The sequence below is a fragment of the Desulfovibrio sp. DV genome, assembly GCF_001936595.1.
Taxonomy (GTDB): Bacteria; Desulfobacterota; Desulfovibrionia; order Desulfovibrionales; family Desulfovibrionaceae; genus Solidesulfovibrio.
In genome coordinates this window covers 1-13,877 of record NZ_MLBG01000050.1, presented here as the reverse complement: position 1 = coordinate 13,877, position 13,877 = coordinate 1, and the positions used below count along the sequence as shown (strand labels likewise).

Sequence of the window (13,877 nt, the reverse complement as noted above, 5' to 3'; positions counted from 1 at the left end):
TCGTCCGTAAGACCGGATCGGAGCCTAGAGCCGGATGTTGACGATGCCGCCTTGGGCAACTTCCACCGCACCGGCGACAGCCGGCGTCACGCTGCCGGCCGGGGCCGTATCGACGTGCCCGGCGGGCTGGACATCGAAAGGACCGGTCGGAGGCGTCGTCTGGACAACGCCTGGGGGAGACGGCGTGACCGTTCCGGCTGGCGTTGCTTCGACATGGCCCGGCGGTGACGCTTCAAAATGACCAGGGGGGCCGGCTTCGACGTGTCCGGCCGGGGTGACGGCGTCCGACATGGTGTTCCTCCGGCGGCGACCCATTCGCCGCTACCTCCCTTGTGCCCCACTTTTGAAGGCAAGGCAATCCTTGGCCGCGAGAAGTGGGTTCTGCCGTCCCGGTCACGCGGCCTTGGACTCGCGGCGGGGCCGCACCAGCGTCTCGGTCGCAAGGCCAGCCAGGTAGAGCACGCCGCGAAGGAGCAGGGGCAGGCGCAGCGGCGACTGTTGAGCCGCGTTGGCATCCAATGGGGCAAGGGCGTCGTCGGTCTTCCCGGTCAGGCGGCGGTGAATGACCCGGGCTTCGGGATGGCGTTCGTTGAGACGCAGTCCCTTGCGCACGGCCCGCTCGGCCAGATCGGGGCGGCGCAGGAAATGGTAGGCCTTGGACAGCCCCACGTAGGCGTCGGCATTGTTCGGGGCCAGCTCCAGGGCCAACCGGTAGAGGGACACGGCAGCGGTGTAGTGGCGCTCGCGCACCAGTTCGTTGCCAAGGGCCAGGAAGGGATTGAACCCGGCCTCGTCAGCGGCAAGCAGGGTCACGAACTGGTCGCGCAGTTCGGCAAACCGCTGGGCCCGGGCGCAGGCCGATGCCGCCTGCTTCATGTAGTGGCGGTACTGGCGAAGGCTCCCCTTGGCCAGCCAGGCCCGGGCTAGTCCGAGGTGAGCTTCGACATAGAGCTTGTTGACGGCCAGGGCCTTGTGAAAGGCCAGGATGGCCCGTTCCACGTCCCGGACGGCCAAGGCGGCCATGCCTTCCTCAAAAAGGCGCGGGGCCTCGTCTGGCGCATGGGCCACGACGGCAAAGGCGCGCTCGGCTCCGACGGCGTCACCGGCGTTTTCCCTGGCAACGGCCCGGCCCAGGGCGGCCCGTTCGGCTGCGGCGAACCGGCTCATGTGGGCCGCCATGGCCAGATGGCGGTGAAATGTCGCCTCGGAGTAGGGCCGCAACATGAAACCGGCCACCCCGAGCTTGACGGCGGAGAGCACATCGGCCCGGGTGCCGCCGGCCGCGGTGAGGATGACCGGGACGTCGGCCAGGGCGGGATCGGCGCGAAGGGCGGTGATGAGGTCGCGGCCGTCCATGTCCGACAGTTTGTCGTCGCAGATGATCAGGCTGTGGCCTTCGCGGCGAAGAAGGGCCAGGGCATCGGCACCGGAGGAGGCATGGCGCACGGCAAAGATGCGGGCGCGCTTCAGGAAATCGCGGTCGACCCGGGCATGGCCGTCGCTGGCCGTGACGACAAGGGCGGAAGAAAAAACAGCGGCAGGGGTGGTCGGCGCGGTCATGGTCACATCCTCGATTCCGGGCGGCCGGGGTTCCGGTGGCATTGGCCTTTGCTCACCGTATCGACCGGGATCGGGAATGCTTTAGGGCGGTTCCAAAAAGGAAAACCGCCCGCCGGCCAGGGCCGGGGGCGGTTTGCAGCGAGGCAGCCAGGCGGTCTACAGGGTGGCGACCTTTTTGATCAGGCGCACCAGCTGGTGGGTGAAACCGGCTTCGTTGTCGTACCAGGACAAAACCTTGGCCATTGTGCCGTCCAGGACCTGGGAGGCCTTGGAGTCCACCACGCCGCCATGGGTGTCGCCCACGAAGTCGATGGAAACAAGCGGTTCGTCGGTAAAGCCCATGCTGTCGCCGGCAGCGGCGGCCAGCACCGCCAGCATCCCGGCCGTGTCCGTGGGCTTTTCAAGCTCGCAGGTGAAATCCACCACCGAGACATTGGGCGTGGGCACGCGGATGGACATGCCGTCGAGGCGGCCGGCCAGGGCCGGAATGACCTTGGTCACGGCCCGGGCGGCTCCGGTGGTGGTGGGGATCATGGACAGGGCGCAGGCCCGGCCGCGACGCCAGTCCTTGTGGGACCCGTCGAGGATGCGCTGGCTCATGGTATAGGAATGGATGGTGGTCATGAGGCCGTGTTTGATGCCGAAGGCGTCATTTAAGGCCTTGGCCACCGGAGCCAGACAGTTGGTGGTGCAGGAGGCGTTGGAAATGATGCGGTGTTCGGCAGAGAGCTCGTGGTCGTTGACGCCCATGACGATGGTGACGTCTTCGTTTTTGCCGGGAGCGCTGATGATGACCTTTTCCGCGCCGCTGGCCCGATGCTTCTCGCAGGATTCACGGTCCACGAACTTGCCCGTGGTCTCGATCACGTACTGGCAGCCGAGCTCGCCCCAGCGCCATTCGCCGCCGCCGTGGCGGCTGATTTTCACGAGTCTGTCATTTATGACCAGACCTTCGTCACAGGGAACCACGGTGCCGGCAAAACGGCCGTGCACGGAATCGTATTTAAGCAGATGGGCCAGCTGGGCATTGTCGGCCCGGGCATTGATGGCCGCCAGGGTGATGTCCTGGTCGTTTGCCAGAAGCCGGACCAGATACCGGCCGATGCGGCCAAACCCGTTGATGCCGATGGTAACCGCCATATTCGTGTCCTCCTGGGAGTAAGAGCGTGTCGGAAGCGGGATGCCGCCGCACCCCGGCCCGGGGCGTCAGGCGGACGACGTTACGGCCGGTCCGCAAACGCGGCAGATGATAGGCCGAGCGGCGGTTTTGTGTCAACAAATCGTCAGGTTGCCGACCCGTGCCCGAGACCGCCGGCCGGCTCTGGCCTACTGCGGCAAAAGCCAGTTGTCATCGACTTCAAACAAGGGAAAGGCCGGCTGCGGCTCGGGTGCGCCCTTGATCATGGCGTCGTAGCAGGCCCGTTCCTGGGCCATGGCCCGGTTGTCGCTCATACGGATGATGTTGCCGGAAGGATTTTCTTCGCCAGCCTGCTCGAAATGCTCAAGCAAAATGTCCAGGCCTTTTGTTTTGTTTGAGCCGAAAACCCAGCGATAGCCCTTGTACTTGACGTCTTTGGGGACCGGGAGCGGTGTTGGGATGCCGTAGCGGTCAGTCAGCCTGCGGGTGAGCTTGTCAAAAAGGGCCTTGGAGCCGTCCTTGTATTGCAGCCGGATGCGTTCCACCCGGTTTTGGGTGGAACAGCCGCCAAGCAAGACGTAGCCGGCGGTAAAACCTTTGGTCGGTTTGAGATTGGCCCGCACCAGCCAGGGCTTGTCCCATAGCGGCGCAACCCGGGCCAGATCCAGGCGATCGCGCAGATCTTCGGCATTGGCCCCGACAGCGATGCCGGCCAGTTGGCTTGGAGCGTCGGCAGCCCGGACCGGGGCGGTCTGGAACAGGAGGGCGATAACGGCCAGGGCGAGAATGAGAAGGCGGTGCATGGGAGGCTCCTTTCACCTGGGATACGAACATGAATTATTTATCACAAAACCGGAAGCGCCGGCATTGTCAAGGCCGGCCTGGGCCAGCCTGGCCCCTTGCCGCCCGCAGCTCCATGGCGTATGGAGAAGCCCTCGCCCATTTCCGGGCTCATGTTGCCCGTTTCCATCTTAAGGAGAACATCATGTCCAAAAAGGCCCTGGTCCTCGCCGCCTTGCTCGTCTGTGTGGCCTTTCGCGCCCCTGCCTATCCGGCCGCTCCGGCCGCTTCGGCTGCCGCCGGCAACAACACTGCGTCTTTTGCCCATGCCTGGTCCAGCTATTCCGAAAAGGAAAAGCGATCCTTCCTGTTCGGTCTGGCCACGGCTGTCCGCATCATGTGCACCGACGTCAGCACCATGCAGAAAGATGCCAAGGGACCGGCCATTGAAAACAACTTCCGCGAGTGTTTCAATTCCTATGCCGGCATGGACCCCTCCAGCCTGATTTCGGCCATGGACACCCTGTATGCCGATTCCAAAAACGCCATGATTCCTCTGGACGGCGCCTACAAGATTTCGCTGATGCGGGTACGCGGCGACAAGGTGGACGACATCATCATCCAGGCCCGCAAGTACGGCGAGGGGCTGAAAAAGGAAATCGAGCAGCAGCGCCAGAAGGGCGGGCAGTAGGCCCGGCCGGTTTCCGATTGGCCCTGGCTGGGCAGGAGTGGCTCGGCCGGCCCCTTGAAAACGGGACGGCGGTGCTTATACTAAAAGTAAGACGCATGGCCCCTGGCTGTGCGACTTCCTGACTGCTCAGCCAAGGAGGCGCGTATGTGGATATGGGTTGCGCGCTGGCTCAAGCGGCCCGGTCAGGAAGCAGCCCTTGCCCAGGCGGCCGACCATATTCGCCGCCACTGGGAAGAGGTCTGCCTTGATGTCGGATATGATCCGGCCAAGAACGTGACCGTGGCCGAAAACGACAAGGAACTCCGGGTCGGCATCAGCGAGGCGCTCGATATGACGTTTCGCGAGGAACCCGGCGAGTGGCGCTACTACTAATAAACCAATCAAGGGGGCTTTAGCCCCCTTTTTTTGTCCGTTACCGTTTCCCGCCGAAAAGCGCTCCGAGCACCCCCCGGGCAATCTGCCGGCCGATCTGGGTGCCGATGGAACGCAGGGCGCTTTCGGCCATGGAGCCGATGAGGCGTTCGGCCTGGCTTTTGCCGGCCCGGGCCGTTGGTTGCTGCGCCTCGCGGGTGTCGGCCCGGGCTTGCAGCCGTTCAAAGGCCGATTCCCGGTCAAGCGTCCGGCCGTAGTGGCCGGCCAGGACCGATGCAGCGATGCTGTCTTTTTTCTCGGCCTCGGACAGGGGCGTCATGCGGCTTCGCGGCGGCACCACCAGGACCCGCTCTACAACCGTCGGCATTCCCTTGGCGTCCAGGCACGAGGCCAGGGCCTCGCCCACGCCAAGCTCGGTGATGGTTCTGGCCGTGTCCAGGCCCGGATTTGGGCGGAAGGTGTCGGCTGCGGCGGCCACGGCCCGCTGATCGCGCGGGGTGAAGGCGCGAAGGGCGTGCTGGACACGGTTGCCGAGCTGGGAAAGCACGGTGTCCGGCAGGTCCAGGGGCGACTGGGTGACGAAATAAATGCCCACACCCTTGGACCGGATGAGCCGCACGGTCTGCTCGATTTTTTCCACCAGGGCCGGCGGGGCGTCGGTAAAGAGCAGATGGGCCTCGTCAAAGAAAAAGACCAGCCGCGGTTTGTCCGTATCGCCCACTTCGGGCAGGGTTTCAAACAGTTCGGCCAGAAGCCACAGGAGCATGACGGCGTAGACCTTGGGCGCGCCCATCAAGCCCTTGGCACACAGAATGTTGACGACTCCCCGGCCCGAGGCGTCGGTCTGGAGCAGATCGTCGAGGTCAAGGGCCGGTTCGCCGAAAAAGAGCGCACCACCCTGACTCTCAAGGCCAAGCAGGGCACGCTGGATGGCCCCGACGCTGGCTGTCGAGACATTGCCGAAGCGGGTGCGGTATGCGGCGGCATTGTCACCGACATGGGTGGCCATGGCCTGCAGGTCCTTGAGATCAAGCAGCAACAGCCCGGCCTCGTCCGCGACCCGGAAAACGATTTCCAGCACCCCGGACTGGGTGTCGTTGAGGCCGAGCAGGCGGGCCAGCAACAGCGGCCCCATTTCCGACACCGTGGTGCGCAGGGGGATGCCGTCCCGGCCAAGGACGTCCCAGAAGACAACGGGATAGGCGGCGGGAGCCAGATCAAGCCCGAGTTCTTTGGCTCGAGCAAGGATTTTTGGGGCGTCACCGCCGGTTGCAGCCAACCCGGACAGGTCGCCCTTGACGTCGGCCAGAAAGACCGGGACTCCCAGGTCGGAGAAGGCCTCGGCCAGAACACGCAAGGTCACGGTTTTACCCGTGCCCGTGGCCCCGGAAACCAGGCCGTGGCGGTTGGCCATGGCCGGCAGCAAAAAGGCGTCGGTTGGTCCCCGGCCGAGCAGAATCGGTTGGCTGCCTGTTGTCATGGGCGGTCCTTTTCCCTACAGATACTGGAGTATTACAAATTGCCGGCCCACAGCATAGCGCAGTGGCGGTCGTCGCGCCAGGGCCGGCCATGGCCTTCTTACCACTTTGCACGGAGGTTTGCATGTTCCGTCATGTCGCAGTGCTTCTGGCTCTTGTCATGGGCTGCTTCCTGGCCGTTTCTTCGGCCCAGGCCAGGGAACCCAAAGAGAAGAAGGAAAAAAACATCCCCGACGTCACCGGCGTGTGGAAGGGCACCTCGGATGCCGTGGCCATGGGCCGGCTTGGGCATACCGATCCGACCACTGCCCCCACCTTTCTGCATCTGGACTGGACACTGACCATCGACAAACAGGAAGGCCGGGCCTTTTTCGGCACCCGGGCCTCGGCCCGGGGCAAGGAGACTGTGGTCGGGGTCATCGACGGGGGCACACTCTATATGGCCGATGACGACGGTGCGTTTGTCGGCAAGCTGACCAGCAAAAACCGTCTGGTGCTCAAATACATGGAGCCGGGCAAGGAATCCAAAGTGGCCAGCATCACGCTTTTGATCCGTGAAGGCAGCGACGACAAGGAAGCAGCCCCGGCCCCGGCTCAATAGGGCGCAGGCGCCGTAGTGCAGCCTTTTCGATAGTTCGCACGGGTTTTGTCCACGGGCGCAAGACAACAAACAGCCACGAATCCCCAGAGGGGGAGACTCCTCTGGGGATTCGCTTGGTATGGCTCGGTGTATTTTGAGATGCCGGGGCACCGGTGGAGCCGTCCCCAATGCAACCGGACACCACCGCCGAGAGCCGGCCGGCACCGCGCAACAATCCATCCGTGAGCATGAAATTGACGCAACGGTCTCACGAACGGGGTCACTCTTTCGCGGAGTATTTCTTCCCGATGCGAAATTCAAAGTCCTCGTCGGCTATTTTCCCGGAGCCGAAACCGGACATGCCCGCCGTAACAAAAACAAAGGAACCCAATCGGCCATCTTCGCATGTGACGGTGCCGTTGCCTTCCTGATGACTCACATGAACAAAATTACCCTTGCAAGCCACACCCGTGTTGGTGGCGAGAATCAGGCTCCCGTCGCCGCTCAAAGACACGGTCGCTGTTCCCGTGAACGTTTCAGGGCTGTTATGCACTTCGCCTTTGATGGGGAGATTTATTGATAATGAATAGGCGGGAGAGATAGAAACAAGAAGGATAAACCCGCAGGCAGCAACCAGCTGGAAACACGTTTTACTCAAACGGCACATAACAGCTTCTTCCTCAAATGTTTTTTGCTTGGGATTAGGGGGCCGGCGTGGGCTTGGGCGTTGGCCCAGGCCCGTTTTTTTTGCGGGGATGGGTCGTGCCGTCGCCGAAAATGGCGTCGTACTGGGCTGCGTCGCCGGGATGGCCGTCATAGCAATCCGAGGCCGCAACCGGTCGTCCGGCTGCCAACAGGTCGCTGACCTTCATAAAAATATAACCACGCTTGGACAGTTCCACAAGCAGGTTTGGCAGGGCCTCGCCGGTGCCGTGACCGTTGCCGTTGGCGTGGCCGATAATGATGTCTCCCGGCCGGACCCGTTCCAGGACGTTTTTGAGGATGCGCTCCGGGGTGCTGGCCGGATCGGGATCGCCGGTGGTCAGGCTCCACTGCACGGCGGGGAGCCCCATTTCGGCCAGCATGGCCAGGGCCTCGGGCCGGCAGCGGCCGTAGGGAAACCGAAAAAGCGTCGGGGCCTTGGGAATGGTGGCCAGATCCGACTCGGACAGGCCCCGCTCCCGGGCCAGACGGGCCAGCTCGGCCCGAAGCACGGCATACTGGGCCTGGGTCCAGGCAATCTCCCGGGCCATGGCCTCTGGTTCCAGCCGGCCGAAGTTGCCGTGGGTCCAGGCATGGTTGCCGATTTCAAAAAGAGGGTCGGCCATAAGCTGCATGGCCCGGGTGGGGTGGGACCGCAGCCACTTGCCGCCGACGAAAAGCGTTGCCCGGGCCCCGGCCGCGCGCAGGGCGTCAATGACCGCCCCGTCGTAGCCGGAAGCCTGGTCGGCCAGTTCGCACAGGTCAAAAGTCAGGGCCACGAGCTTTTCGCCGTGGGTGTCCACCCGGCGAAGCGACCCCTGAAGACGTTGCGGCAGGGGAGGCAGGGCCGGGACAGCCACGGATGCTGGCGGCGTCCGGTCCGGAGCTCCCAGGCGGCCGGATTTGCGTTCACCCGCTGCACCGGCCAGTTCGGCCGGACTCCACAGGGTGGACAGCACGGAAGCGGTTGTTTCGGCCTCGGCGGCCGCGCCGGCCGCACCCGCGCAGCAAAGAAGAACAAGGACAGTCAGACAGGTTTGACGCACGCCGTTACTCCCGGGCGGACTGCGGGCTGTGGGACAGCCGACGGTTTCGTTGGTGGGGCAAGGTGGCACGAGGGCGCGAACTTGGCAAGACAGGACCGGGAACTGCTGCGCCGACAGGCTGCGGACCAGGGCGGAAGGCCGGGGCAATGGGGCAGGGGGCAACGTCCGGTCCCGTCCGGGATGCGACGGCCGGGACCGGACAGCAGGGCAGTGGCGGCGGACTAGTCGGTGACGAGCATGACGCTTGAGGCCTTGACCATGGCCTTGACCGACTGGCCCACGGCCAGACCCATGGCTTCGACTGAGTGTTTGGTGACCACGGACACGATTTCAACGCCGGGGGCGATTTCTATGACGACTTCGCTGCTGACCATGCCGTTGGTGATGGACTTGATGGTGCCGGGGACAAGGTTGCGGGCGCTGACTTTCATGGAAGGCTCCTGGTTGAGTGTTGGCACTGCTGCCTACAGTAGCAACCAGGGCGAAAAATGGTCAATGCTGTCAGAAAAATCCCTGTTGCTGTCACTTAAATCCACAATGGCATGTGACTGGGCCCAGGCGTAGAACAGAAAAAGAAAGGGCGGGTGGGAGAAAAGATGCGGCCGCCGCCCGGGAGGAGGTCGGGCGGCGGCCTGAAACCGGAGCGGTGAGGCCGGGAGATTCGATGGGCCGGGAGCCGGAGCGCTAGCGGCTGGCTGCGCCGTTTTTCGCGTGTTTTTTGCTCTGGCTGTGGGAAGCCTTGCGGGGGGCGGCAGCCTTGTCGGCCTTGGCTGCTGTGGTGTGCTTGGCTTTGACCGAGACAGCGCGGGTATCGAAGCGGGCTGAAGCGCCGCTGCGGGAAGTGACCGAACTGCGGCGTTCGGCCTTGGCTATGCGCACGGCCTTGGCACTGTGCCTGGACTTGCCGCGTTTGGAACTGATCTTGGCCGGGGCCGGCTCAGGCACATCGCAGGCGGCCACCATGCTGTCCACTGCGCCGGAAAAGGAGGCATCGAGGATGCGGGTGGCTTCGCGGTTACGCACCTGTTTGGTGCGTCCGCCGAGCACTACGGCGATGACGCGGGCATCACCGCGCTTGGCCGTGGCAATGATGTTGTAACCGCTGGCATCGACGTAGCCGGTCTTGATGCCGTCCACGCCGTCGCAGGAGCCGAGCAGGCGGTTGGTATTGCCGTGGACCGCGCCGTTGTGGTTGATCTCGGTGGTGGAGTGGTAGCGCAGGGCCTGCGGATAGTGGTGCAGGTAGCTCACCGCCAGCTTGGTGAGGTCCCGGGCGGTGGTCAGCTGGCCCGGTGCGGGCAGGCCGTTGGGATTTTTATAGGTAGTGCCGGTCATGCCCAGGCTGCGGGCCTTGTTGTTCATCATATCCACGAAATTGGGGATGCCGCCGAAGTGCTCGGCTACGGCGATGCAGGCGTCGTTGCCCGAGGCCACGGCCATGCCGCGCATCAGTTCGTCCAGGGTGACCACCTCGCCGGCGCGAAGCCCCATGGTGGACCCGCCCGTGGCGTCGGCCCGGCGGCTGATTTTAATGCGATCGGTAAAGTTGGCCCTGCCCGAGGCCACGAGGTCGAAGACAACGTACATGGTCATGACTTTGGTCAGCGAAGCCGGGGGGATGCGACGGTCGGCGTCCTGGCTGTACAGGGTCTTGCCCGAGCCATATTCCGTGACCAGAGCGGATTTGACGGCCAACTTCCCGGACTGCTTGGCCGGGAAGGCCGTTTTCGGCCCGATCAGGCACAATAGGACGAGTAAGATAAAGACACGGCGCATGACGCCTCCCTGTTTGAAAAAATAAAACCGATGCCGCTGAAACCGAGGCTTCCCCGTTACGTCTCCCGGGCAGCACGATTTATGCCAGCCTGGCGGGCCAATTGGGTTCCAATCAGACAACAGACCGGAAATGCGGGGGATGCAAAAGTGCGTGGGGAGCATCCTGGTTGGGCGATCCCGGTGGCGGCTAGGCCTGGCCGGGAATCATTTACGATTGTCAAACGGAGAGTTTGATAATGTTAAACTGTTGTCGAGGCAAGAACCAATTGCCGCAACGCCTCGATTTTCTCCAGATACTCCCTGCGGTAGGCCTCGCCGTTGGCCGTAAAGGCCGCAGCCAGGGCGGCGTGGTTGTCGCACCATTCGGCCAGGGCCGGGTCCGGGCGGCCCTGGCCGTAGGCCCGCACCATGTGGAGCAGGTTGTGGCATACCGGCATGTAGGGCGCGGCCTGATTGAGCAGGGCGGTGCCGTCCGTTTCCGGGTGAAACAGCAAATACCCCACGGCCCGGGCCGCCCGGTAGTTGGAGCCGGAAACAAGATGTTCAAGTAACGCTTGAGGGTTGAGCTCTTCCGCAACGAAGGGCTGCTGCCAGCTCTCGGGCACGGTCTCTTCCGGGGCGTAGTCCACCCGGCCTGTCTCCAGGGTGGCGGCGATTTTCGCGACCAGGGCCGGCCACAGGCTGCCGGCATGTTCCAGGTCGCGGCTGACGGCCACCCGGCCGCCGTCCGGGGAACGTGTCAGGCGCAGAAAGGGGAAATGGGCCTCCACTGGTGCGCCGGCGCGTCGAAAAGCGCCGGCCATGATCCGGTCGGCATCGAGATAGCAGGTGTCGGGCAGGGTCCCGACCCAGGCGGCGAACTCCCTGGCCGCGGTGAAACAGACCTCGCCCCAGCCTTGGAGATAGGAATGCGGCGCCGGGCCAAGGCCCGGATAATGGCCCAGACGACCAACCACCAGGATGGGCAGGCCGGGCAGGCGCTCGCGGAACAGGTGCAGCATGGCGGCGTAGCGGTCGAGATAACTGGCCGGGTTGGGCACGATGGTCTGGAATTTGGCTTCGACGGCCCGGCCCAGGGCGGGTTTGCGGGCAAAGGCGGCAGGATCGAGGTAGAAGGCGTAGCGCTCGGTCTTGTGCAGGAACAGCGGCCTGTTTTCGTGAAAGAGGTTGACGACCAGGGCCTTGGTCCCGGAGGTGACCGATGGGGGCAGGAACTGGTCGATAAGCTCACGGGTGTGGAGGTATTCCCCGACCTTGGCCCCGTCGATAAGGGCGCTGACCAGAGGCGGGATGACGCCCGGCGAGGCGGTCAGGGTCAGCGGCGAGGCCAGGGAGGCAAAGGAGACATCCAGGCCGGCAGCGGCTGCTGCTTCGGCAGTGAACTGCATCTGGCAGTTGCCGCGAAAAAGGATCATGGTCGGACTCCCCGGGCATGCGGCGTCAACCGGCAAGGGGTTTGCAGGAAAGCTTCAGGAAAGGATATTTTTGCCGGCAGCCTATGTATATCAAGACGTTTACCATGCAACCCTTCGGGGTCAACAGCTACCTGGCCTGGACCGATGCCGGCGCGGCCGTGGTTGTCGACTGCGGCGGGGAACCCAAGCGCCTGTGGCATGAAATTGGTGTCCGCGGGTTGCGCCTCGCAGCTATATTGCTCACCCACCTGCACCCCGACCATGTCGTCGGCGTGGCAGAGCTGGTCGGGCTGAGTAAGGCTCCGGTCTATGCTTCGACGGCCGACGCCATGTTGGCCGCCCAGGAAAGTTACAGCGCGCAAGGGGCCATGGTCCCGGTGCCGCCGTTTGCCTACAAGGCCATCAACCCCGGCCGCGCGGCGTTTCTGGGCGAGCCCTGTCTGGTCCTTCCGGTCCCCGGCCACACTCCCGGCCATCTGGTCTATTTCTTTCCCCGTTCCCTGGCCGCCTTTACCGGCGATACGATCTTTCGCGGCAATGTCGGCCGCACCGACAGTTCGTACGGCAACGCGGATCTGCTCCTGGACTCCATCCGGGAACGGATTCTTATTTTGCCCGATGCCGTGGAACTCTTTCCCGGCCATGGCCCGTCCACGACGGTCGGCCGGGAAAAGGCCGAGAGTCCTTTTTTCGCGTCCCAATAAGCGCGGTCTTTCCAAGCTACAGGTTGTGCCAGGCCTGTAGCCGGCTGCCCGGCCGTCTTTTGCTTTACCATGATTCGGTGTATGTTCCGGGCAACAACCTGGGTGCAGCCAAGAGCTGCCAGGGGTACCGCCACACAAGGAAGGCATCATGGCTGCGACTGGCAATGTGGACACGTTTCTGCTGTTTTCCGACGTGCACTTTGATCCCTTTGCCGATCCGAGCCTGGTGCCGGCCCTGGCCGCAGCAGACGTGTCCGACTGGAAAAGCATATTGGCGTCTTCGACCCAGACCGCCTACCCGGCCTATGGCAGCGATTCCAACTATAGGCTTTTTGAATCGACTCTGGACGATATGGCGGCACGGGCCGGCGGCATCTCGCTTATTATCTATCCCGGCGACATCCTGTCCCATAATTTCTCTGCCGACTATGCCAGCCTGCCCGGTGATACGAGTCAGGCCGGGCTTAATGCCTTTGCCCAAAAGACCGTGCAATTTTTTGTCCAGGAAGTGGACAGCCGTTTTCCCGATGCGACCGTCATCGTGGCTGATGGCAACTGCGACACCGACAACACGCTCGGCAGCATCGGCGCACGGCCCGGCGATGCCTATCTGTCGAGCACCGCCCCCATCCTGGCCCAGGACTTTTTCAACACCGATGCCGACCGCGCAGCCTTCACCGCCGGCTATTCCATGGCCGGATACTATGCCCTGGAGCCGGACGGTCCGACCGGGATCAAGTATATTGTGCTCAATGATAATTTGTGGATTTCCGAGTATGACGACCCCGGCCCGGGAGCCGTGGAACTGGCCTGGTTCGCCTCGGAACTGGCTGATTCAGCTCAGGATTTTCAGAAGGTCTGGGTGGTCGCCCACATCCCGACCGGAGCCGCCGCTGCCACCGTGGCCGGCACCTATGATGCGACCGGGCAGATCAGCTACTCGGGGAACCTGGACAATGGTTTCAACAATGCGTTTACGGCCTTGGAGTTGTCTTATTCTTCAACCATCGCGGCGACGTTTACCGGCCATCTCCATAACGACGATTTCCGGCTCATAACCGCCAACGACGGTTCGGATGCAGCTGCGCTTATTCGCATTGCCCCGGGGATTTCGCCTGTCTTCGACAGCAACCCCGGCTATCAGATTTACAGTTTCGACACCCAGACCTTTGCCCTGATAAACGAGACGACCTACACCCTTGATCTGGGGGCGGCCACCCCGGCTTGGAGCAAGGAATACGACTACGCCGAAACCTACGGCTACACGCTGGCCACGCCGCAGGAGTGGCAGGCCGTTTACGCCGATATCCTGACCAGCCCGGTTTCCCGGACCGCCTATCTCAATTACAAGAATCAGGACGCCACGAGCCAGAGCACCATCACGGCTGCCAATGCTGCGGTGTATCTGCTTGCGCCGGGCTACACCACGCCTGCGACCTACAATGCTGCCGCAACCGTGCTGGCCGGCTAGGGGCGCGGCCGTCAAGCGCCGCAACGACCACGCGTGGCAGGCGGTCCTTTTGATGCAACGGGGCCGGCCGGATCTCGCGAGCAAACCACCCGTTTCCCCCGTATCCGTTTGCAGGGGTCCGGGGCAAAGCCCCGTACCCTCCTGGCCTTTTCTTGCGTAACTTC

The 13,877-nt window shown here is 63.4% G+C and carries 15 protein-coding genes; 5 read left to right on the top strand and 10 right to left on the bottom strand.

All coding sequences use genetic code 11. The features are described 5' to 3' along the window. Positions 1–24: 24 nt before the first annotated feature. The 4 genes from DVDV_RS12205 to DVDV_RS12190 all read right to left on the bottom strand — a co-directional run bounded on the left by DVDV_RS12205 (position 25) and on the right by DVDV_RS12190 (position 3,501). On the bottom strand, positions 25–291 hold the full coding sequence (locus DVDV_RS12205) for a hypothetical protein (protein ID WP_075354935.1): 267 nt from the start codon (positions 289–291) through the stop codon (positions 25–27). Positions 292–393: 102 nt separating this feature from the next. Beyond that, positions 394–1,560: a response regulator gene (locus DVDV_RS12200; protein WP_075354934.1), complete on the bottom strand. Its 1,167-nt coding sequence runs from the start codon at positions 1,558–1,560 to the stop codon at positions 394–396. A 156-nt stretch (positions 1,561–1,716) separates the two neighbouring features. Further along, a complete protein-coding gene (gene gap, locus DVDV_RS12195) occupies positions 1,717–2,700 on the bottom strand; it encodes a type I glyceraldehyde-3-phosphate dehydrogenase (RefSeq protein ID WP_075354933.1) in 984 nt (327 codons plus the stop codon). 186 nt (positions 2,701–2,886) lie between these two features. Continuing rightward, positions 2,887–3,501 (bottom strand): hypothetical protein, encoded by a 615-nt coding sequence (locus DVDV_RS12190; protein WP_075354932.1) that lies wholly within the window; start codon positions 3,499–3,501, stop codon positions 2,887–2,889. A 182-nt stretch (positions 3,502–3,683) separates the two neighbouring features. Here DVDV_RS12190 and DVDV_RS12185 point away from each other — a divergent pair, with 182 nt between their 5' ends. Both DVDV_RS12185 and DVDV_RS12180 read left to right on the top strand, forming a co-directional pair. Next, the gene (locus DVDV_RS12185; protein WP_075354931.1) at positions 3,684–4,169 is read left to right on the top strand and encodes a hypothetical protein; all 486 of its coding nucleotides are present in this window, start codon (positions 3,684–3,686) and stop codon (positions 4,167–4,169) included. 144 nt (positions 4,170–4,313) lie between these two features. Continuing rightward, a complete protein-coding gene (locus DVDV_RS12180) occupies positions 4,314–4,541 on the top strand; it encodes a hypothetical protein (RefSeq protein ID WP_075354930.1) in 228 nt (75 codons plus the stop codon). Between the two features lie 40 nt (positions 4,542–4,581). Here DVDV_RS12180 and DVDV_RS12175 read toward each other — a convergent pair whose 3' ends face one another. After that, a complete protein-coding gene (locus DVDV_RS12175) occupies positions 4,582–6,021 on the bottom strand; it encodes a helicase HerA-like domain-containing protein (protein WP_075354929.1) in 1,440 nt (479 codons plus the stop codon). Between the two features lie 122 nt (positions 6,022–6,143). On the opposite strand from DVDV_RS12175, the gene DVDV_RS12170 reads away from it, so the two are divergent. After that, positions 6,144–6,620, top strand: a complete 477-nt coding sequence (locus DVDV_RS12170) for a hypothetical protein (protein WP_075354928.1) — start codon at positions 6,144–6,146, stop codon at positions 6,618–6,620. Between the two features lie 259 nt (positions 6,621–6,879). On the opposite strand, the gene DVDV_RS12165 is transcribed toward DVDV_RS12170, so the two are convergent. From DVDV_RS12165 to DVDV_RS12145, 5 genes are all read right to left on the bottom strand, one after another. Further along, on the bottom strand, positions 6,880–7,266 hold the full coding sequence (locus DVDV_RS12165) for a hypothetical protein (RefSeq protein ID WP_075354927.1): 387 nt from the start codon (positions 7,264–7,266) through the stop codon (positions 6,880–6,882). 34 nt (positions 7,267–7,300) lie between these two features. Next, a complete protein-coding gene (locus DVDV_RS12160; protein ID WP_175577101.1) occupies positions 7,301–8,347 on the bottom strand; it encodes a polysaccharide deacetylase family protein in 1,047 nt (348 codons plus the stop codon). A gap of 221 nt (positions 8,348–8,568) precedes the next feature. Then, positions 8,569–8,778, bottom strand: a complete 210-nt coding sequence (locus tag DVDV_RS12155; protein WP_075354926.1) for a molybdopterin-binding protein — start codon at positions 8,776–8,778, stop codon at positions 8,569–8,571. Positions 8,779–9,031: 253 nt separating this feature from the next. Continuing rightward, positions 9,032–10,123 (bottom strand): D-alanyl-D-alanine carboxypeptidase family protein, encoded by a 1,092-nt coding sequence (locus tag DVDV_RS12150; protein ID WP_075354925.1) that lies wholly within the window; start codon positions 10,121–10,123, stop codon positions 9,032–9,034. 239 nt (positions 10,124–10,362) lie between these two features. Further along, positions 10,363–11,538 carry a hypothetical protein gene (locus tag DVDV_RS12145; protein ID WP_075354924.1) on the bottom strand — a complete coding sequence of 392 codons (1,176 nt, stop codon included), beginning with the start codon at positions 11,536–11,538 and terminating at the stop codon, positions 10,363–10,365. 83 nt (positions 11,539–11,621) lie between these two features. Here DVDV_RS12145 and DVDV_RS12140 point away from each other — a divergent pair, with 83 nt between their 5' ends. Together DVDV_RS12140 and DVDV_RS12135 are read left to right on the top strand one after the other, a co-directional pair. After that, positions 11,622–12,242, top strand: a complete 621-nt coding sequence (locus tag DVDV_RS12140) for an MBL fold metallo-hydrolase (protein ID WP_075354923.1) — start codon at positions 11,622–11,624, stop codon at positions 12,240–12,242. 148 nt (positions 12,243–12,390) lie between these two features. Further along, positions 12,391–13,713 (top strand): metallophosphoesterase, encoded by a 1,323-nt coding sequence (locus DVDV_RS12135; protein ID WP_075354922.1) that lies wholly within the window; start codon positions 12,391–12,393, stop codon positions 13,711–13,713. The last annotated feature ends 164 nt before the right edge of the window (positions 13,714–13,877 follow it).

Excerpts from the sequence above, each read along its gene's own strand:
- DVDV_RS12145 (WP_075354924.1), bottom strand. The coding sequence starts at position 11,538 with ATGATCCTTTTTCGCGGCAACTGCCAGATGCAGTTCACTGCCGAAGCA.
- DVDV_RS12190 (WP_075354932.1), bottom strand. The coding sequence starts at position 3,501 with ATGCACCGCCTTCTCATTCTCGCCCTGGCCGTTATCGCCCTCCTGTTC.
- DVDV_RS12185 (WP_075354931.1), top strand. The coding sequence starts at position 3,684 with ATGTCCAAAAAGGCCCTGGTCCTCGCCGCCTTGCTCGTCTGTGTGGCC.
- DVDV_RS12155 (WP_075354926.1), bottom strand. The coding sequence starts at position 8,778 with ATGAAAGTCAGCGCCCGCAACCTTGTCCCCGGCACCATCAAGTCCATC.
- DVDV_RS12165 (WP_075354927.1), bottom strand. The coding sequence starts at position 7,266 with ATGTGCCGTTTGAGTAAAACGTGTTTCCAGCTGGTTGCTGCCTGCGGG.
- DVDV_RS12175 (WP_075354929.1), bottom strand. The coding sequence starts at position 6,021 with ATGACAACAGGCAGCCAACCGATTCTGCTCGGCCGGGGACCAACCGAC.
- DVDV_RS12150 (WP_075354925.1), bottom strand. The coding sequence starts at position 10,123 with ATGCGCCGTGTCTTTATCTTACTCGTCCTATTGTGCCTGATCGGGCCG.
- DVDV_RS12140 (WP_075354923.1), top strand. The coding sequence starts at position 11,622 with ATGTATATCAAGACGTTTACCATGCAACCCTTCGGGGTCAACAGCTAC.
- DVDV_RS12205 (WP_075354935.1), bottom strand. The coding sequence starts at position 291 with ATGTCGGACGCCGTCACCCCGGCCGGACACGTCGAAGCCGGCCCCCCT.
- DVDV_RS12180 (WP_075354930.1), top strand. The coding sequence starts at position 4,314 with ATGTGGATATGGGTTGCGCGCTGGCTCAAGCGGCCCGGTCAGGAAGCA.
- DVDV_RS12135 (WP_075354922.1), top strand. The coding sequence starts at position 12,391 with ATGGCTGCGACTGGCAATGTGGACACGTTTCTGCTGTTTTCCGACGTG.
- DVDV_RS12200 (WP_075354934.1), bottom strand. The coding sequence starts at position 1,560 with ATGACCGCGCCGACCACCCCTGCCGCTGTTTTTTCTTCCGCCCTTGTC.
- gap (WP_075354933.1), bottom strand. The coding sequence starts at position 2,700 with ATGGCGGTTACCATCGGCATCAACGGGTTTGGCCGCATCGGCCGGTAT.
- DVDV_RS12170 (WP_075354928.1), top strand. The coding sequence starts at position 6,144 with ATGTTCCGTCATGTCGCAGTGCTTCTGGCTCTTGTCATGGGCTGCTTC.